This is a genomic window from Halomonas sp. HP20-15 (assembly GCF_033446685.1).
Classification (GTDB): Bacteria; Pseudomonadota; Gammaproteobacteria; order Pseudomonadales; family Halomonadaceae; genus Modicisalibacter.
This window is the reverse complement of the sequence record NZ_JAWQLY010000017.1, coordinates 20,470-38,989: the sequence shown is the minus strand read 5'-3', so window position 1 is coordinate 38,989 and position 18,520 is coordinate 20,470. Positions and strand designations below refer to the sequence as shown.

At 64.8% G+C, this 18,520-nt stretch carries 16 protein-coding genes and 2 tRNA genes; 6 read left to right on the top strand and 12 right to left on the bottom strand.

The genetic code is table 11. The annotated features are described in order from the left end of the window. The first annotated feature begins 844 nt into the window (after positions 1-844). The 5 genes from pcnB to R6258_RS17435 all read left to right on the top strand — a co-directional run bounded on the left by pcnB (position 845) and on the right by R6258_RS17435 (position 5,868). Positions 845-2,260 (top strand): polynucleotide adenylyltransferase PcnB, encoded by a 1,416-nt coding sequence (pcnB, locus tag R6258_RS17455; RefSeq protein ID WP_318453023.1) that lies wholly within the window; start codon positions 845-847, stop codon positions 2,258-2,260. A 4-nt stretch (positions 2,261-2,264) separates the two neighbouring features. Next, positions 2,265-2,765 (top strand): 2-amino-4-hydroxy-6-hydroxymethyldihydropteridine diphosphokinase, encoded by a 501-nt coding sequence (gene folK / locus R6258_RS17450; RefSeq protein WP_318453021.1) that lies wholly within the window; start codon positions 2,265-2,267, stop codon positions 2,763-2,765. Positions 2,766-2,901: 136 nt separating this feature from the next. Then, positions 2,902-3,693 carry a 3-methyl-2-oxobutanoate hydroxymethyltransferase gene (gene panB, locus R6258_RS17445; RefSeq protein WP_318453019.1) on the top strand — a complete coding sequence of 264 codons (792 nt, stop codon included), beginning with the start codon at positions 2,902-2,904 and terminating at the stop codon, positions 3,691-3,693. Then, positions 3,693-4,544: a pantoate--beta-alanine ligase gene (gene panC, locus R6258_RS17440; protein WP_318453017.1), complete on the top strand. Its 852-nt coding sequence runs from the start codon at positions 3,693-3,695 to the stop codon at positions 4,542-4,544. The genes panB and panC overlap by 1 nt, the downstream gene beginning before the upstream one ends. A gap of 145 nt (positions 4,545-4,689) precedes the next feature. Continuing rightward, the gene (locus tag R6258_RS17435; RefSeq protein ID WP_318453015.1) at positions 4,690-5,868 is read left to right on the top strand and encodes an acetyl-CoA C-acetyltransferase; all 1,179 of its coding nucleotides are present in this window, start codon (positions 4,690-4,692) and stop codon (positions 5,866-5,868) included. Between the two features lie 87 nt (positions 5,869-5,955). Here R6258_RS17435 and R6258_RS17430 read toward each other — a convergent pair whose 3' ends face one another. Then, entirely contained in the window at positions 5,956-6,843 is an 888-nt protein-coding gene (locus R6258_RS17430) for an AEC family transporter (protein ID WP_318453013.1), read from the bottom strand. Between the two features lie 217 nt (positions 6,844-7,060). Here R6258_RS17430 and hisC point away from each other — a divergent pair, with 217 nt between their 5' ends. Beyond that, positions 7,061-8,116 carry a histidinol-phosphate transaminase gene (hisC, locus tag R6258_RS17425; RefSeq protein ID WP_318453011.1) on the top strand — a complete coding sequence of 352 codons (1,056 nt, stop codon included), beginning with the start codon at positions 7,061-7,063 and terminating at the stop codon, positions 8,114-8,116. Between the two features lie 131 nt (positions 8,117-8,247). On the opposite strand, the gene pnp is transcribed toward hisC, so the two are convergent. The 11 genes from pnp to tpiA all read right to left on the bottom strand — a co-directional run bounded on the left by pnp (position 8,248) and on the right by tpiA (position 18,496). Continuing rightward, positions 8,248-10,377: a polyribonucleotide nucleotidyltransferase gene (gene pnp, locus R6258_RS17420; RefSeq protein ID WP_318453009.1), complete on the bottom strand. Its 2,130-nt coding sequence runs from the start codon at positions 10,375-10,377 to the stop codon at positions 8,248-8,250. A gap of 156 nt (positions 10,378-10,533) precedes the next feature. Further along, positions 10,534-10,803, bottom strand: coding sequence for a 30S ribosomal protein S15 (gene rpsO, locus R6258_RS17415; protein ID WP_318453007.1), 270 nt, complete (start codon positions 10,801-10,803; stop codon positions 10,534-10,536). Positions 10,804-10,914: 111 nt separating this feature from the next. Continuing rightward, positions 10,915-11,826, bottom strand: coding sequence for a tRNA pseudouridine(55) synthase TruB (gene truB / locus R6258_RS17410; RefSeq protein WP_318453005.1), 912 nt, complete (start codon positions 11,824-11,826; stop codon positions 10,915-10,917). Then, a complete protein-coding gene (gene rbfA / locus R6258_RS17405) occupies positions 11,826-12,224 on the bottom strand; it encodes a 30S ribosome-binding factor RbfA (protein WP_318453003.1) in 399 nt (132 codons plus the stop codon). The genes truB and rbfA overlap by 1 nt, the downstream gene beginning before the upstream one ends. 45 nt (positions 12,225-12,269) lie before the next feature. Further along, complete coding sequence (infB, locus tag R6258_RS17400; RefSeq protein WP_318453001.1) at positions 12,270-14,816, bottom strand: translation initiation factor IF-2; 2,547 nt, start codon at positions 14,814-14,816, stop codon at positions 12,270-12,272. A 27-nt stretch (positions 14,817-14,843) separates the two neighbouring features. Continuing rightward, a complete protein-coding gene (gene nusA, locus R6258_RS17395; RefSeq protein ID WP_318452999.1) occupies positions 14,844-16,337 on the bottom strand; it encodes a transcription termination factor NusA in 1,494 nt (497 codons plus the stop codon). A 28-nt stretch (positions 16,338-16,365) separates the two neighbouring features. Then, on the bottom strand, positions 16,366-16,827 hold the full coding sequence (rimP, locus tag R6258_RS17390; protein ID WP_318452998.1) for a ribosome maturation factor RimP: 462 nt from the start codon (positions 16,825-16,827) through the stop codon (positions 16,366-16,368). A 158-nt stretch (positions 16,828-16,985) separates the two neighbouring features. Beyond that, positions 16,986-17,062, bottom strand: a tRNA-Met gene (locus R6258_RS17385). Positions 17,063-17,172: 110 nt separating this feature from the next. Further along, positions 17,173-17,259, bottom strand: a tRNA-Leu gene (locus R6258_RS17380). Positions 17,260-17,381: 122 nt separating this feature from the next. Next, the gene (secG, locus tag R6258_RS17375) at positions 17,382-17,744 is read right to left on the bottom strand and encodes a preprotein translocase subunit SecG (protein WP_318452996.1); all 363 of its coding nucleotides are present in this window, start codon (positions 17,742-17,744) and stop codon (positions 17,382-17,384) included. A 2-nt stretch (positions 17,745-17,746) separates the two neighbouring features. Beyond that, on the bottom strand, positions 17,747-18,496 hold the full coding sequence (gene tpiA, locus R6258_RS17370) for a triose-phosphate isomerase (RefSeq protein ID WP_318452994.1): 750 nt from the start codon (positions 18,494-18,496) through the stop codon (positions 17,747-17,749). Positions 18,497-18,520 lie beyond the last annotated feature (24 nt).

Genomic DNA, 18,520 nt, shown 5'->3' with positions numbered 1-18,520 from the left:
GGCCTGAACGCACCATTTGTTACTGCTCCACCCACACGCTTCACCTTTGTGGCGCACCGGCGGTAACAGACGGACCGAAGAAAACTTCGGCCCAGGAGCTCAGGAACCGTAAGGGATTGATAGGAAATAAAAAACCAGTAAGTGGCATGGTCACTGCAACTTACTAGGGCAAGAAAAACAACAACTGCGGCGGCACATAACAACAATAGGATCGCCGCGGTCAGAGGCTGCCAACAATAAAGACAACACAGCCGAGGCAGAGTTTCCGGGCCCAACAACAAAAAAGCCCAATTAGAAGCACCGACGACAACAAGCACAACAGCGTCGGACAATCCGGTGTCAGTATCGGGACGCGACACTTCGCGCACAGGCTCAACAACAACAATAGGCCTGTCTGAGGAGTACCCTTGGCAACAATAACAAAACGCCGAGGGGAGGCAGACACCTGCCGTCGTGGTTGGATTATTGTTTTGAATACGAGACGGTCGCCATCAGGAAGAGACCCAAGAACAACAATATTACGCTTGCCTGATGATTGGATTGGTGACTGTGGTGCGTATTCAAGGCGATGCGCCATCACGAAGAAGAATCAACAGCACGGATGCTGTCAGACTGCTTAAAAGGGAAGGCCATCGGCCTTCCCTTTCTACTTTCCGCTCAACCGCTTTCTCCCTTCCGACCGCGTCTGCGCTTTTCAGGGCTCGGCGCGTATCGGCATGCGGCCGGCTCGAAATCACGCCTCGTAGCCCTTCATCAGCCGACGCTTTTCTCGGCGACGCTTTGCAAGCCGGAGGGGCTCGGCTACACTGGGCGCTTTCCCTCAGACTGCGAGCACTATCGCGGCATGTTCAAAGGATTTACCCGCTTTCTCCAACGCCCCGGTGAACGTTTGAAGACTCTGTTCGGCAATCACGAGGGGGCCGGCGAACCCTCCGGTCTTCGCATCCTGCCCCGGGAAGAGCACAGCATTTCCCGGCAGCTATTCAGCGCCAGCGCGCTCAAGGTTCTCTACCGCTTGCACAATGCCGGTTTCGAGGCCTATCTGGTCGGTGGCTGCCTGCGCGATGCGCTGCTCGGCAAGGCCCCCAAGGATTTCGACGTAGCGACCAACGCCACGCCCGAGGAGCTTCGCGACCTGTTTCGCAATTCGCGGATCATCGGCCGGCGCTTTCGCATCGTGCACGTGCGCTTCGGCCGGGAAGTCATCGAAGTCACCACCTTCCGTGGCCGCCCCGGCGACGACCACGGCGAACATATCGCCCACCAGTCCGAGGATGGCTTGCTGTTGCGCGACAATGTCTGGGGCAATATCGAGGAAGACGCCCTGCGCCGCGACTTCACCGTCAATGCGCTGTACTACAACATCGCCGATTTCTCGCTGCACGACTGGGCGGGCGGCCTCGCCGACATCGACGATCGGGTGCTACGCCTGATCGGCGACCCGGCAACCCGCTATCGGGAAGACCCGGTGCGCATGCTGCGCGCGATGCGCTTCGCAGCCAAGCTGGACTTCACTCTGGCGCCGGACACCGAAGCGCCGATTCGCGAACTCGCCCCGCTACTGCTGCAGATACCCCCGGCGCGCCTCTTCGACGAAGTGCTCAAGCTGTTCATGTCGGGCCACGGCGTCCAGAGCTTTCATCGGCTGCGCGAGTATGGGCTGTTCGCCATGCTGTTCCCCGAGGCCGACGAGGCCATGGCCGAGCTCGAGTGGGCCGAGCCGCTACTCCTGCAGGCACTGGCCAACACCGACGAGCGGATACTCAACGAGCGCCCGGTCACCCCGGCCTTCCTGTTCGGGGCTCTGCTCTGGCCCAGCGTGCAATGGCGCTCGCAGCGCCTCAGGGCCGAAGGCATGCCGCCGATCCCAGCCCAGCAGAACGCCGCCCAGCAGGTCATCTCGCGCCAGCTTCAGCATACCTCGATCCCCAAGCGCTTCAGCCTGCCGATGCGAGACATCTGGGATCTTCAGGAGCGCCTGCCCAAGCGACGCGGCAAACGCGCCTTCCAGACGCTCGAGCACCCGCGCTTTCGCGCCGCGTACGATTTCCTGCTGTTGCGTGAACACGCCGGCGAAGTGGCACCCGGTCTCGGCGATTGGTGGAGCGCCTTTCAGGATGGCGACGAGCATGAACAGCGCCGCCTGCTGAACAAGGTCGACGCCGATCCGGCGGGTAGCGCGGGACCGCGCAAGCGCCGCCCGCGCAAGCGTCGCGGCGGCCGCCGCCAGGGCAGCAACCCCGGCGACGGCACCGACTGAGCGCATGGCGGCAGCGCAGCACACGGCCTATATCGGCCTGGGCAGCAACCTCGCCGATCCCGTCAGGCAGATCGAGCAGGCCCTGGATGAGCTGGATGAGCTGCCGCTCACCCGACTAACGGCGCGCTCGCCGCTGTATTGCAGCCGCCCCCTCGGCCCCCAGGACCAGCCCGATTTCGTCAACGCCGTAGCCGGTATCGTCACCCGCCTTTCGCCACTCGCCCTGCTCGATCAGCTACAGGCTCTCGAGCAGCGTCATCGCCGGGTGCGCCAGCGCCATTGGGGGCCCCGCACCCTGGATCTCGACCTGTTGCTGTTCGCCGACCGCCACTGGGTGTCAGCGCGCCTGACGTTACCGCACCCCGCCCTGCTCGAGCGCGCTTTCGTCATGATCCCGCTGGCCGACATCGCTCCCGGGCTCGTGCTGGATGGCGCCCGCGCGGCACAACGCGCCAAAGGCTTCGATGGCAGCGATCTTCGGCCGCTGACGCCGCCGAGTCGCTGATCTTCGCCAAAGTCGAGTTGCAGCGCGGTTGTTACCATTCCACACTTTCGCCCCTGCATGGGTAACAACCTTCGCAATACACGCCAGTTCCGGGCATAGCCGTATGCCGCGGAGCGTAATATGAGAAATGCACGTCATGAAAACCGTCACCGTGAGTACGCTGCAGGCGGCCAAGCGCGCCGGCGAACCGTTCAGTTGCCTGACCGCCTACGACGCCTCCTTCGCGCATGCCGCCAGTCAGGCCGGAATCGAAGTTCTGCTGGTCGGCGACTCGCTGGGCATGGTCCTGCAGGGCCATGCCAGCACGCTGCCGGTCACCCTCGCCGACATCTGCTACCACACCCGCTGCGTGGCGCGCAGCAAGGGCGCCAGCCTGCTGATGGTCGACCTGCCGTTCATGAGCAACTCGAGCCAGGAGCGCCTGCTCCAGGATGCCGGCGAGCTGATGCGCGCCGGGGCCGAGCTGGTCAAGATCGAGGGCGAGGCGTGGATGGCCGATGGCGTTCGGGAACTGACACGGCGCGGCGTGCCGGTCTGCGCCCATCTCGGGCTGACCCCGCAGACCGTCTACCAGTTGGGCGGCTACAAGGTGCAGGGACGCGATGCCGCGCACGCCGAACGCCTGATCGACGATGCCCGCGCGCTGGTCGACGCCGGCGCCTCGGTGATCCTGCTCGAGTGCGTGCCGGCGAGCCTCGGCCAGGCCATGCAGCAGACGCTCGAGGTCCCCGTGATCGGCATCGGCGCCGGGGCCGACACCGACGGCCAGATACTGGTCATGCACGACGTGCTGGGCGTCAGCCAAGGACGCACGCCGCGTTTCGTGAAGAACTTCATGAGCGAGGCCGACTCGATCCAGGGCGCCTTCGCGGCCTATCATGAGGCCGTGAAGACACGTCGCTTTCCGGCCAAGGAGAATTGCTTCTGATGCACACCGTGACCGACATCGCCACGCTGCGCGAAAGACTCGGCGAGGCGCGTCGCCAGGGCCTGCGCATCGGCCTGGTGCCGACCATGGGCAACCTGCATGACGGCCACCTGGCGCTGGTCGCCGCCGCCCGCGAGCGGGCCGACTACGTGGTGGCGAGCATCTTCGTCAACCCGCTGCAGTTCGGCGCCGGCGAGGACTTCGCCAGCTACCCGCGCACGCTGGACGAGGATCGCGCATGCCTCGAAGATGCCGGCTGCGACCTGCTGTTCGCGCCCAGTCACGAAACCCTCTACCCGCAGGGCACGACGGCGCAGACGACGGTCCGGGTGCCCAAGGTCTCGGAGGGCCTGTGCGGCGCCAACCGGCCGGGGCACTTCGATGGCGTGGCGACCGTGGTCAGCCTGCTGTTCAACCTGTTCCAGCCCGACCTGGCCTGCTTCGGCAGCAAGGATTTCCAACAGCTCGCGGTGATCCGCAAGCTGGTCGCCGACCTGCACATTCCGGTCGAGATCGTCGGCGTGCCGATCGTGCGCGCCGCCGATGGCCTGGCCCTGTCGTCGCGCAACGGCTACCTCAGCGACGCGCAACGGGCCCGGGCGCCGCGCCTGCATGCCACGCTGTGCCATGTCCGCGACGCGCTGGAGCAGGGCACCGCTCGCGAAGAGGCCTTGCGCCAAGGGCTCGCCCGGCTGGTCGAAGACGGCTTCAAGCCCGATTACCTGGAGCTGCGCCGATACGACGACCTGGGTGCGGTCACCGACGATACCCGCGATGCGGTGCTACTCGGCGCCGCCCATCTGGGACCGGCGCGATTGATCGACAATCTCGCGGTGACGCTGCCGCGCTGAGCGGGTTGCCGAACCCGGGCCCGCTCACTCGAGAGTCGATGTGCTCGCGCCCGCCATCGATTTCGCCTGCTTGACGATTGTCGTCACGCGCTCGGGTCTCCTATGCTGAACAGGTACCCGTTCGCCTCGTATCAAGGAGTCTCACATGCAAGACGTGGTCATTGTCGCGGCGCGCCGCACCGCTATCGGCACTTTCGGCGGCTCGCTCGCCGGCATTCCTGCCACCGAGCTGGGCGTCAAAGTGATTCAGGATATTCTGGCGAATACCGGCGTCGCCCCCGAGCAGGTCGACGAAGTCCTGCTCGGCCAGGTCCTCACCGCGGGCTGCGGGCAGAACCCCGCCCGTCAGACATCGATCCGTGCAGGCCTGCCCGAAGGCGTGCCGGCGATGACGATCAACAAGGTCTGCGGCTCGGGGCTCAAGGCGCTGCATCTGGCAACCCAGGCGATCCGCTGCGGCGATGCCGAGCTGATTCTCGCCGGCGGTCAGGAGAACATGTCGCTGGCGCCTCACCTGTTGCCGCATTCACGCATCGGCCAGCGCATGGGCGACTGGAAGGCCATCGACTCGATGGTGCACGATGGCCTGTGGGATGCCTTCAATGATTATCATATGGGCATCACCGCCGAGAATCTCGCCGAGAAATACGGCATCACCCGCGAGCAGATGGACGAATTTGCCGCCCAATCCCAGCAGAACGCCAGCGCCGCCATCGAATCGGGGCGCTTCGACAGCCAGATCGTGCCGATCGAGATCCCTCAGCGCAAAGGCGATCCGGTCAGCTTCGCCACCGACGAGGGGCCGCGTGCCGGCATCACCGCCGAGAAACTCGGCACCATGAAGCCCGCCTTCAAGAAGGATGGCAGGGTCACCGCCGGCAACGCCTCGTCGATCAACGACGGCGCCGCGGTGGCGATGATCTGCTCCGCCGACAAGGCCCGCGAACTGGGCCTGGAACCGCTGGCCCACATCAAGGCGTACGCCAACGCCGGCGTCGACCCGGCGATCATGGGCCTCGGTCCGGCACCCGCCACGCGGCGCTGCCTGGAAAAAGCCGGCTGGAGCATCGACGATCTCGACCTGGTCGAAGCCAACGAAGCCTTCGCCGCCCAGGCCATGGCGGTCAACAAGGAGCTCGGCTGGGACGTCAGCAAGATCAACGTCAATGGCGGCGCGATCGCGCTGGGCCATCCGATCGGCGCCTCGGGCTGTCGCGTGCTGGTGTCGCTGCTCCACGAGATGATCGCCCGCGATGCCAAGAAGGGTCTGGCGACGCTGTGCATCGGTGGCGGGCAAGGGGTGGCGCTGGCCATCGAGCGCTAACGCCGAAGCGGTAACTTCAGCAGAACGACGCCAGCGGCCCAGGCCGCTGGCGTCGTCGTTTCTGGCGGATAGCGTCGCGCTTTCCGATCAGCCGGCGCCCTGGGCAAACAGCATCGCCAGCACGATCGGCATGACCACCAGGCTGCCGAGATTGCCGATCAGCACCAGCGAGGCGACCGTATGCGGCTCCTGGCGGTACTGCTCGGCCACCAGGTAGTTGAGCACCGCCGGCGGCAGTGCCGCGAAGACCCATAGCGTCGCCGCCTGCAGGCCCGACAGGTCGAGCCAGGCGAGCAACGGCCAGGCCAGCAACAAACCGCTCGCCGGGCAGGCCACGGCGCCCAGCACGCCCATCCGCCAGTCACTGAAGTCGACATCGAGCATGCGCACCCCGAGCGCGAACAGCATCAGCGGAATGCTCACGCCGCCGAGCATGTCGAGCGCCTCGAGCAGCCAGCCCGGCAAGTGGATACCGCTCAGGTTGACCGCCAACCCGGCCAGGCTGGCGAGCACGATCGGCATTCGCAACAGGCGCCACCAGGGGGTGCGCGGGTCGAGCATGTACAGCCCTACCGAGAAATGCAGCAGCATCTCGACGATGAACACTACCACCGCCGCGGGCAGCGCGGCCTCGCCAAACGCCAGCACCAGCAGCGGGATGCCCATGTTGCCGGTATTGTTGAACATCATCGGCGGCAGGAAGGTACGCCGGTTGAGCTTGAGCAGCGTCGCCAGCGGCCACAGCAATAGCCCAGAGCCGAGCACGATCAGCCCCGCGGCCAGCGCCAAGCTGGCGTACTCCTCGAGGGGTGCCTGGCGATCGGCCAGCACCGCAAACACCAGCATGGGCACGAACAGCTCCATGTTGAGTGTGTTGAGGCTGCGAATGTCGGGGGTCCGAAAGCGCCCGTAGAGCGTCCCGCAGCCGGCGATCAGGAACACCGGCAGCAGGGTCGACAGAATCTTGGCCAGCATGCTCATGACTCGGCAGACAAAGAGTGGCAGCCTAGCATGCCGCGGCTTGCGCGGCTCGCCCCGGCGCGTCACCATGACCAAAGCACCATCTCGACCGAAGCACCATTTCGAGCAACACCTCGAGACAACCAACTTGAAGCACTGTTGCGAAGCGTGCGCTCGAAGCAGCATCTCGAAGCGCTACCCGACTCCTTAGTGATCACGATATCGAGACACCATGAGCAAGTTCTGGAGCCCGGAAGTCCGCGAGCTGACGCCGTACGTCCCCGGGGAGCAGCCACGTGAACGGCTGGTCAAGCTCAACACCAACGAGAATCCCTACCCGCCGGCCCCAGCCGTGGAGCGGGTGCTGCGCGAGTTCCCCGCCGATCATCTGCGCCTTTATCCCGACCCCGAATCGCGGGCCCTGCGCGAGGCACTGGCCCGCGAGCAGGGCCTCGAGGTCGAGCAGGTCTTCGTCGGCAACGGCTCCGACGAAGTCCTGGCGCTGGCCTTCCAGGCCTTCTTCCGCCAGTCGCGGCCGCTGCTGATGCCGGCCATCAGCTACAGCTTCTATCCGGTCTACTGCCGGCTCTATGACATTCGCTACCGGACGCTGGCGCTCGACGATCACTGGCAGGTGCCACTCGCTGCCCTGGCCGCCGACAGCGGCGGGGTGGTCTTCGCCAATCCCAACGCCCCCACCGGCCATGGCCACCCGCGGGCGGCCATTGCCCGGCTGCTCGAGCAGGTCGGCGATCGCGTGGTGCTGGTCGACGAGGCCTATGTGGACTTCGGCGGCGAGAGTGCGGTCCCGCTGATCGAAGCGCACCCCAACCTGCTGGTGATCGGCACATTTTCCAAGTCGCGCAGTCTGGCCGGCTTGCGACTGGGCTATGCGTTCGGTTCGCGCGAATTGATCGAGGGCCTCGAGCGGGTCAAGGACTCCTTCAACTCCTATCCCATCGACAGCCTGGCCAGCGCCGTGGGCATCGCGGCACTGGCCGATCGCGAGCACTTCGAGGCCTGCCGCGAACGGGTGATCGCCACCCGCGAGCGCACCCGGCGCCAGCTCGATGGGCTGGGGTTCGAAGTGCTACCGTCGCAGACCAACTTCCTGCTTGCTCGGCACCGGCGCCTCGACGCTGGCGAAATGTTCGGCGGACTGCGTGAGCGCGGCATCCTGGTGCGTCATTTCAATAGCGAGGCACTGCGCGACTTTTTGCGCATCAGCGTCGGCACCGATGATGAGATGGACAGCCTGATCGAGGCGCTCGAGACGCTGTGCCGCTGACAGGCACGCACTCGTTCCCGGGTCGACGCGGCGGGCGATAAAAAACGGCCCATCCGCTTGGCGGATGGGCCGTTTCATTGCCCGTCTGACGAGCCTGGCCGGATTGCTCCGGCCCAGGCTTGGCCGGCGCGTTACTCGGCCTCGGCCAGGCTCGCCTCGAAGGCTTCCTTCTCTTCGGTGGTGATCTCCTTGATCGACAGCTTCACGCGGTTGCGGTTGTCGATGTCGAGCACCTTGACGATGACTTCGTCGCCTTCGTTCATGAAATCGCGCACGTCGTTGACCCGCTCGGGCACGATCTGCGAGATATGCACCAGCCCATCGGTGCCCGGCATGAAGTTGACGAACGCCCCGAAGTCGGCGATCCGCACCACCTTGCCCTTGTAGAGCTTGCCGATTTCCGCTTCGGCGGTGATCCCCAGCACGGTGTCGATGGCACGCTTGGCGGCCGCCTTGTCCTCGGCGTAGATGCGCACGGTACCGTCATCGTCGAGATCGATGGACGCGCCGGTGTCGTCGCAGATCTTGCGGATCGTCGCCCCGCCCTTGCCGATCACGTCGCGGATCTTGTCCGGCGAGATCTTGATGGTCGCCATCGACGGCGCGTTGGCCGAGACCTCCTCGCGGCTCTGCGAGATCACCCGGTTCATTTCGCCGAGGATATGCTGGCGCGCTTCGTGCGCCTGCTGCAGGGCGGTCTCCATGATCTCTTCGTTGATGCCCTCGATCTTGATGTCCATCTGCAGCGCGGTGACGCCTTCCGCCGAACCAGCCACCTTGAAGTCCATGTCGCCGAGGTGGTCCTCGTCGCCAAGAATGTCGGTGAGCACGGCGAATCTGTCTTCATCCTTGACCAGGCCCATGGCGATGCCCGCCACCGGCGCCTTGAGCGGCACCCCGGCGTCCATCAGCGCGAGCGACGAGCCGCAGACCGAGGCCATCGAGCTCGAGCCGTTGGATTCGGTGATCTCGGACACCACGCGAATGGTGTAGGGGAACTCCTCGTCGCTCGGCAGCATCGCCTGGACGCCGCGCCGGGCGAGACGGCCATGACCGATCTCGCGCCGCTTGGGCCCGCCCATGAAGCCGGCTTCGCCGACGCTGTACGGCGGGAAATTGTAGTGCAGCAGGAAGCGATCCTTGCGCTCGCCTTCCAGCGACTCGATCAGTTGGGCGTCGCGCAGCGTGCCCAGCGTGGCGATGACTATCGCCTGGGTCTCGCCGCGGGTGAACAGTGCCGAGCCGTGGGTGCGCGGCAGCACGCCGACCTCGATGTCCAGCGGGCGCACGGTCTTGTGGTCGCGGCCGTCGATGCGCGGCTCACCGTCGATCACCCGGCGGCGCACCACGCGCTTCTCGAGACTGGCGAAGGCGCCGCCCACCTCGTCGGCATCAAACTGACCTTCGCCATCGCCGGCCAGCTGCTCCACCGCCTGACGCTTGAGTTCGCCGAGCGCATCCTGGCGCGCCATCTTGTCGGTGATCCGGTAGGCTTCGCCGACCTTGCTCTCGAAGCCGCTGGCCAGCACCTCCTTGAGCGCGGCGTTTTCCGTCGCCGGCTGCCAGTCCCACTTGGGCTTGCCCGCCTCGGCGACGAACTCGTTGATCGCGCTTATCGCCACCTGCATTTCCTGGTGACCGTAGAGCACCGCGCCGAGCATCTCGTCCTCGAGCAGCTCCTTGGCCTCGGATTCCACCATCAGCACGGCCTTGTCGGTGCCGGCGACGACCATGTCGAGCTCGGATACCGCCAGTTCCTCGACGCTGGGGTTGAGGAAGTAGCCGCGATCCTCGGTGAAGGCCACGCGTGCGGCGCCGATCGGCCCGCTGAACGGCACGCCGGAGATTGCCAGCGCCGCCGAGGTGCCGAGCATCGCGGCGATGTCCGGGTCCTGGTTACGGTCGGCGGACAGCACGGTGCAGACGACCTGGACTTCATTCATGAAGCCCTTGGGGAACAGCGGACGAATCGGCCGGTCGATCAGCCGCGAGGTCAGCGTTTCCTTCTCGGTCGGGCGGCCTTCGCGCTTGAAGAAGCCACCGGGGATCTTGCCCACCGAGTAGGTCTTTTCCTGATAGAACACCGCCAGCGGGAAGAAGTCCTGCCCGGGCTTGATGTCCTTCTTGGCGACCACGGTGCACAGCACCACCGCGCCGTCCATGGTGACCTGCACGGCGCCGGTGGCCTGACGGGCGACACGCCCGGTTTCGAGGGTAACGGTGCTCTGACCGTACTGGAATGTCTTTTTGACCGGATTCACGGTGACTTCCTTCAACTTGTCTGTTTCATGTTTGGGTCTTTTTGACTCGGCGACCATTTTAGGAGTTCACAGGGTCAAGGGCTACCGCACCCCCATAAAAGAACAAGCAACCCCGTGGGGTTGCTTGTTCAGTAATCATCCGCGGGCAGGCCTTGCTTAGCGGCGCAGGCCCAGACGCTGGATCAGCGACTGATAGCGCTCCAAGTCCTTGCGCTTGAGGTAGTCGAGCAGCTTGCGGCGCTGGTTGACCATGCGGATCAGACCACGACGCGAGTGGTGGTCCTGCTTGTTGGTCTTGAAGTGCGACTGCAGGCCATCGATGTTGGCACTCAGCAGCGCCACCTGAACCTCGGGGGAACCGGTGTCGTTGTCACCACGGCCGTATTCGTTGACGATCTCGGCCTTCTTTTCAGCGGTCAAAGCCATCTGTCTCTCCAGTAAGCAATATGCCTGAGCATTGAATGTCGGAGACCACGCATATTTGCAGTCTCCAGGGTCGCGCCACTGAAGCCCAGTGGCGAGAGCCGCCAGCCGCGGTTAGGCGGTGGCGACCAGGCGGCGCGGGGCGATCTCCCCTGCCGCCGTTACCGCGACCAGACCCAGAAAGGCCGCGTCGCGATAGAGTCTAACCAGGCTGTCGTTGGCCAGCCCGATGGTATCAAGCTGCGCCCGCTGACCGTGGAGCACGCGCTGCGCGGTGGCGTCATCGACGTCCAGGCGCGGCAGGTGCGCAACCAGCACGTCCATCGGCAACAGTGCTTGCTCGCGCTCGGCGGTTGCCGACTCGCCGTCCAGCGCCGCGAAATCGAACATGTCGGCGGCCTGGAAAGGGCCGGTCCTGAGCCGGCGCAGCGAACTGATATGCGCCCCGCAGCCCAGCGCCGCACCGATGTCCTCGGCCAGCGTGCGAATGTAGGTGCCCTTGCTGCAGGCAACTTCCAGTTCGAAACCCGCCGGCTCACAGCCGACCAGCCGCGTATCGTAAACCGTCACGCGGCGCGGCGCACGCGTAATCGTCTTGCCTTCGCGGGCCAGTTGATAAAGCGGCTTGCCCTGATGCTTGAGCGCCGAATGCATCGGTGGAACCTGCTCGATCTCGCCACGGAAGTCGACCAGCACCCGCTCGATGTCGGCCGCCTCGAGCACCGGTACCTGACGCCGCTCGATCACCTCGCCGTCGGCATCGCCGGTGTCGGTGATCTCACCGAGGCGCACGTAGGTGCGATAGACCTTGTCGGCCTCGAGCAGATACGACGAGAACTTGGTCGCTTCGCCGAAGCACACCGGCAACAGCCCGGTGGCCATCGGGTCGAGCGTACCGGTGTGCCCCGCCTTCTGCGCCTGGAACAGCCGGCGCACACGCTGCAGGGCATGGTTGCTGGAAACGCCCGGAGGCTTGTCCAGCAACAGCACGCCGTCGATCGGCAAGCCGCGGCGACGACGCGCCATCAGCGTTCGCTGCCCCGCTCGTCATCGTCGCTGTGACGCGCCCGGTCGGTCTCGACCGCCTCGTCGATCAGCGACGACAGCCGGTGTCCGCGAACCACGCTCTCATCGAAGTGAAAGCGCAGTTCCGGCACGTGGCGCAGCTTGATGCGCCGCGCGATCTGGCTGCGCAGAAAACCGCCGGCACGCTTGAGTACCGCGAGGTTCTCCTTGATCCGCTCGGCATCGTCGTCGCCCAACAGGGTGACGTAGACGTCGGCGTAGCCCAGGTCACGACTGACGGTCACGCCACTGACGGTGACCATGCCCAGTCGCGGATCCTTGATCTCGCGCTGGATGAGCACCGCCAACTCCTGCTGGAGCTGGTCGGCCACCCGGTCGGTACGCTTGAACTCGCGCATCGGCTCACACTCCTCGCTGCGTCACGGACTTCGCCACAACGTTCGTCACAGGCTGCGCTCGACCTTGACCTGATCGAAGACCTCGATCTTGTCGCCGACCTGGACGTCGTTGTAGTTCTTGACGCCGATACCGCACTCCATGCCGTTACGCACTTCGCTGACGTCATCCTTGAAGCGGCGCAGCGATTCCAGCTCGCCTTCGTAGATGACCACGTTGTCGCGCAACACGCGGATCTTCTTGTGGCGATGGACGCTGCCCTCGATGACCATGCAGCCGGCCACCGAGCCGATCTTGGGCGCGCGGAAGACGTCGCGGACCTCGGCGATACCGACGATCTCTTCCTTCCACTCCGGCGCCAGCATGCCGCTCATCGCCTGCTTGACCTCATCCACCAACTGGTAGATGACGCTGTAGTAGCGCAGGTCCAGCCCTTCGCGCTCGACGATCTCGCGAGCGGCGGCGTCGGCACGCACGTTGAAGCCGACCAGGATGGCGTCGGAAGCCAGCGCCAGGTTGGCGTCGGTGCCGGTGATGCCACCGACTCCCGAGGACACCACGGCGACTTCGACCTCGCCGGTGGAAAGCTCCTCGAGCGCCCCACGGATCGCCTCCAGCGAACCCTGCACGTCGACCTTGAGAACGATGTTGACCTTGGCCACCTCGTCCTGGCCCATCTGCGAGAACATGTTCTCGAGCTTGGCCTTCTGCTGACGTGCCAGGCGCACCTCGCGGTACTTGCCCTGACGGAAGTTGGCGACTTCGCGGGCCTTCTTGTCGTCGGCCAGGACCATGAAGTCCTCGCCGGCTTCGGGCGTGCCGTCCAGGCCCTGGATCTCGACCGGCATCGCCGGGCCGGCTTCGTCGACCTGCTTGCCGAGCTCGTTGGTCAAGGCGCGGACGCGGCCGTAGTGCAGGCCGGCCAGCACGATGTCGCCCTTCTTCAGGGTGCCATTCTGAACCAGCACGGTGGCCACCGGACCGCGTCCCTTGTCGAGCCGCGACTCGACCACCACGCCCTTGCCGGGCGCCGCGGGAACGGCCTTGAGCTCGAGCACTTCGGAGACCAGCAGTACCGCCTCGAGCAGTGCATCAATGCCTTCGCCGGTCTTGGCCGAGACGTGCACGAACTGGGTATCGCCGCCCCACTCCTCGGAGATCACCCCATGCTGCGACAGCTCGTTCTTGACCCGATCGGGATCGGCGCCCTGCTTGTCGATCTTGTTGACCGCGACCACCAGCGGCACTTCGGCCGCCTTGGCGTGCTCGACCGCCTCGATGGTCTGCGGCATCACGCCGTCGTCGGCCGCAACCACCAGGATGACCACGTCGGTCGCCTGGGCGCCGCGGGCACGCATGGCGGTAAACGCCGCGTGGCCCGGGGTGTCGAGGAACGTCACGCCGCCGTGCTGGTCCTCGACGTGATAGGCGCCGATATGCTGGGTGATGCCGCCGGCCTCGCCGGTGGCGACCTTGGTACGGCGGATGTAGTCGAGCAGCGAGGTCTTGCCGTGATCGACGTGGCCCATCACCGTGACCACCGGCGAACGCGTGATCTCCTCGCCCTCGTAGGAGATACCCTCGAGGACTTCGGTCTCCAGCGCGTCGTCCTTGACCAGCTTGGGCTTGTGGCCCATCTCCTCGACGACGATCGCCGCGGTGTCCTGGTCGATGGTCTGGTTGATGGTCACCGCCGCGCCCATGGTGAACATGGCCTTGATGACCTCGTTGGCCTTGATCGCCATCTTGTCGGCCAGATCGGCGACGCTGATCGACTCGGGGATCGCCACTTCGCGCACGATCGGCTGGGTCGGGCGCTGGAAGCTGTGCTTGCCACCGCCGCCACCGCCGCTGTCGCGGCCGCCACGCCGGCTGCCGCGCCGCTCGGCACGCTTGACCTTCTTGCCGCCGCCGCGACGGCGCTCGGCGCGCTCCTCACGATCCTCGTCACGACTGGTGTCGCGATCCTTCTTGGCGGCCGCCTTCTTGGGATTGGCGCGGCGGTTGTCGCTGCGCGGCTCCTTGGGCGGCGCCTCGACGATCGGCTCCGCGGGCGGCTCGCCAGCGGCCAGGCCCTGTTCGGAGCGGATCTCGTCGGCGGCCGGCGCGGTGGTTTCCGCCTGGGCGCTGTTATCGGGCGTTGCCGGCACTTCGGCGCCCGAAGTTTCCGACTGAGCCTCGGCGGCCTTGGCCTGCGCTTCGCGTTCCGCCTGCTCGCGCGCCTGTGAGGCATCGGCCATGTCGCCGACCAGCTGACGCGGGCCCTGTTCGGGCGTCTGCGCCGCCGGCTCCTCGGTTTCCTCGCGCTTGACGTAGGTACGCTTCTTGCGAACGGAAACCTCGATGGACTTGCCGCGACCGTCGCCCGAGCGAATGCGGCTCTTGGTCTTGCGCGTCAGGGTGACGCGATTCTTCGGTGCCTGGCCGCCGCCATGGCTCTGGGTAAGGTGATCGAGCAGGCGCTGCTTGTCCTCTTCGGACACCGCATCGCCTTCCGCCTTGTGGGGAAGCCCGGCTTCCTGCATCTGTTCCAGCAGGCGGGGCGCTTCACGCCCCACCTTGGCTGCAAAATCCTTAACTGTCATCTCTGCCATTACGACCCTCCTGAGCCCGTGACCTAGTTACTCTTGACTCTCGAACCAGGGCGCACGGGCGGTCATGATCAGTGCCGCGGCGCGCTCTTCGTTTACATCCTCGATGTCCTTGAGGTCATCGACAGATTGTTCGGCAAGATCTTCCATGGTGACGATGCCACGACTGGCCAGAGTGAAAGCCAGGTGACGATCCATGCCGTCCATCTCGAGGAGGTCCTCGGCGGGCTGAGCGCCGTCGAGTGCCTCTTCGGAAGCGATTGCCAGGTTCAACAGCTCGTCTTTAGCGCGTGCGCGCAACTCTTCTACCAGGTCCTCGTCGAATTCTTCGATCTCCAGCATTTCCTCGAGCGGCACGTAGGCGATCTCCTCGAGCGAGGTGAAACCCTCGTCGACCAGGATCCGAGCCAGCTCATCATCGATCTCGAGATGATTGATGAAGTACTCGACCAGCGTGTCGACTTCCTGCTCACGCTTGCCTTCGGCCTCGTCTTCGGTCATCACGTTGAGTGCCCAGCCGGTCAGCTCGCTGGCCAGGCGAACATTCTGCCCGCTACGGCCGATAGCCTGGGCCAGATTGTCCTCGGCGACGGCGACGTCCATGGCATGGGTGTCCTCGTCGACGAGAATCGAGGCCACATCCGCCGGCGCCATGGCATTGATCACCAGCTGGGCCGGGTTGTCGTCCCAGAGGATGATGTCCACGCGCTCGTTGCGCAGCTCGTTGGATACGGCCTGGACACGCGAACCGCGCATCCCGACGCAGGCACCGACGGGATCGATGCGCTTGTCGTTGGTCTTGACCGCGATCTTGGCCCGTGAGCCCGGGTCGCGAGCCGCGCCCTTGATCTCGATGAGCTGCTCGGCGATTTCCGGCACCTCGATCTTGAACAGCTCGATGATCAGCTCGGGGCGCGTGCGAGTCAGGATCAACTGCGAGCCGCGGGCTTCGGCGTCGACCTTCCACAGCAGCGCGCGGACCCGTTCGTTGAGCCGGTAACGCTCACCGGGGATCATCTCGCTGCGCGGCAGGAAGCCCTCGGCGTTGTCGCCCAGGTCGATGATCAGCCCATCGCGGGTGGTCTTCTTGACGATCCCGGCGATCAGCTCGCCTTCGCGTTCAGCGTAGTGCCGCACGATCTCGGAGCGCTCGGCCTCGCGGACCTTCTGCACGATGACCTGCTTGGCGGTCTGCGCCGCGATGCGTCCGAAGGCCGCGTTCTCGATGCGCTCCTCGACCACATCGCCGAGCGTCAGCGGCGGATCGCGCCGCTCGGCGTACGATTGCTTGATTTCGGCATCGGGATTCTCGAATTCGTCGTCCTCGATCACCACCCAGCGACGAAACGTCTCATAGTCGCCGGTGGCACGATCGATCTGCACGCGTACACTCGCTTCCTGACCTTCGAAACGCTTGCGTGATGCGCTGGCCAATGCCGCCTCGACCGCGCCGAAGATTACGTCGCGGGGTACACCCTTTTCGTTCGAGATCGCATCAACGACCAGCAGAATCTCTTTGCTCATGCCTTAAGCCTCGCCAGAAAACCAGTCCTCATGCACCGAACTGCGGCACGATCCGCGCCTGTTCAATGCCATCGATGGGAAAGCAGTACTCCTCGCCGTCGAGCTGCAGCAGCACCTCGTCATTCTCGACGCCCGCCAGCAATCCCTTGAACTTGCGGCGCCCTTCGAAGGGCGCCCGCAAGCGCAGGGATACCATATGTCCCTTGAAGCGCGCGAACTGCTCAAGATCAAACAAGGGACGGTCCATCCCGGGTGACGACACCTCGAGCTGGTACTTGCCGGGAACCGGATCCTCGACATCGAGCACCCCGCTGATCTGACGACTGACGTCGGCACAGTGATCGACCGTGATACCCGCCGGGCTGTCGATGTACACCACCAGCCGGGATTGCTTGCCCTGGGGCAACAGTTCGATCCCCCAAAGCTCAAAGCCCATGGCCGTGACCACTGGCTCGATGAGTGCGTTCAACGCAGCGTGCTTGTTTGCCACAGATGAAGGCTCCTACAGCAGTTGCATCAGGCACCTGACCCAGGAGTAAAGAGGAAAGCTAGGTGGCTGATTGGCGTTAGTGTCAACAACTCAGATGGCCAAAATCAGGCTGCTAACAAAAAGCCCCTTCATAAGGAAGGGGCCTTTCACAAGAAACTTGGTAGCGGGGGCCGGATTTGAACCGACGACCTTCGGGTTATGAGCCCGACGAGCTACCAGACTGCTCCACCCCGCATCATAGGTTGGCGATTATAGGAACTCGCTCACTGTCCGGTCAAGGAAGCGAGCAGATCGCCATGTCCAGCCAATCGTGCTTCTGAGCGACCGCTTCGAGCGGTGTCCAGATGGTGCCGAAGGGGGGACTTGAACCCCCACGACCATAAGGTCACTACCCCCTCAAGATAGCGTGTCTACCAATTCCACCACTTCGGCATCAGGGGCGAACAAGAGGCAGAAAATAATCCTGCAACTGCCTTCCGTTCAAGGCCAAGCGACTCATTTTCCGCGATTTCGCTTGGCTTATTACTGCTACTCGAGCATCAGGGGCACAGCTATCACTGCCCTTCTTCCTCGAGCGCTGGCGCAGCATTATGCTGCTGATCGCTGCTGTCGTCAAGGGTTGGCACCGATTTCTGCTGCTCGACCACCTCGGCGTCGGGTATTCCCACGTCCGGCGCGCTATCGGCTTGCGAAGAAGCCAGATAGGCCAGCCCCAGCGAGGTCACGAAGAAGGCCGCGGCCAGCACCCCGGTGAGCGTGGCCAGGAAGCTGCTGCTGCCGCGCGAGCCGAAGACGGTCTGCGAGGCGCCGCCACCGAAGGAAGCGCCGGCCTCGGCGCCCTTGCCCTGCTGCAGCAGAATGAGCGCGACCAGCGCAATGGCTAGCGCCACGTGAATCATGAGAATGATGGCTTGCATGGTTAACCTGCTGACTTACAGATGGCTATAAAATCGTCGACCTTGAGCGAAGCTCCGCCCACCAGGCCGCCGTCGATATCGGGTTGCGACAACAACTCGGCCGCGTTGCCGGCATTCATGCTGCCGCCATAGAGCAGGCGCAGGCCGGCCGCCAAATCGCGATCGAAGCCGGCCTGGTACTCGCGAATCGCCGCCATGACCTCCTGGGCCTGCTCGGGAGTGGCGGTGCGACCAGTGCCGATGGCCCACACCGGCTCGTAGGCGATCGTCACCCGGGCGCGCTGTTGCGGCTCCAGCCTCGCCATGACATGACCGACCTGGCGCAGCACGACATCGCGGGTGCGGCCGGCATCGCGCTCTTCGAGCGTCTCACCGACGCACAGGACGGGGCGGATATCCGCGCTGAGCGCCGCAAGCAGACGATCATAGACCGCCTCGTCGTCCTCGCGGTACAGCTGGCGTCGCTCGGAGTGGCCAACCAGCGCGTACTCGACCCCGAACTCCTTGAGCATCCCGCCACTGACTTCACCCGTATGCGCGCCGGAACTCTGCGGATTGAGCGTCTGCGCGCCGAGCACGACCGGCGTCGCGCCGAGTGCCTCCTGCGCGGCCGGCAGGTAGGGGAACGGCGGCAACAGAGCCACCTCCACTGAGGGCGATAATCCGGCCACCGCGAAGGCCTCGCCGAACTGCTCGATCAGTGTCAGGGATCCGTTCATCTTCCAATTGCCGGCGATCAGCGGCATGCGCATGGTGAGCCCCTTTCTCGGAGTGGT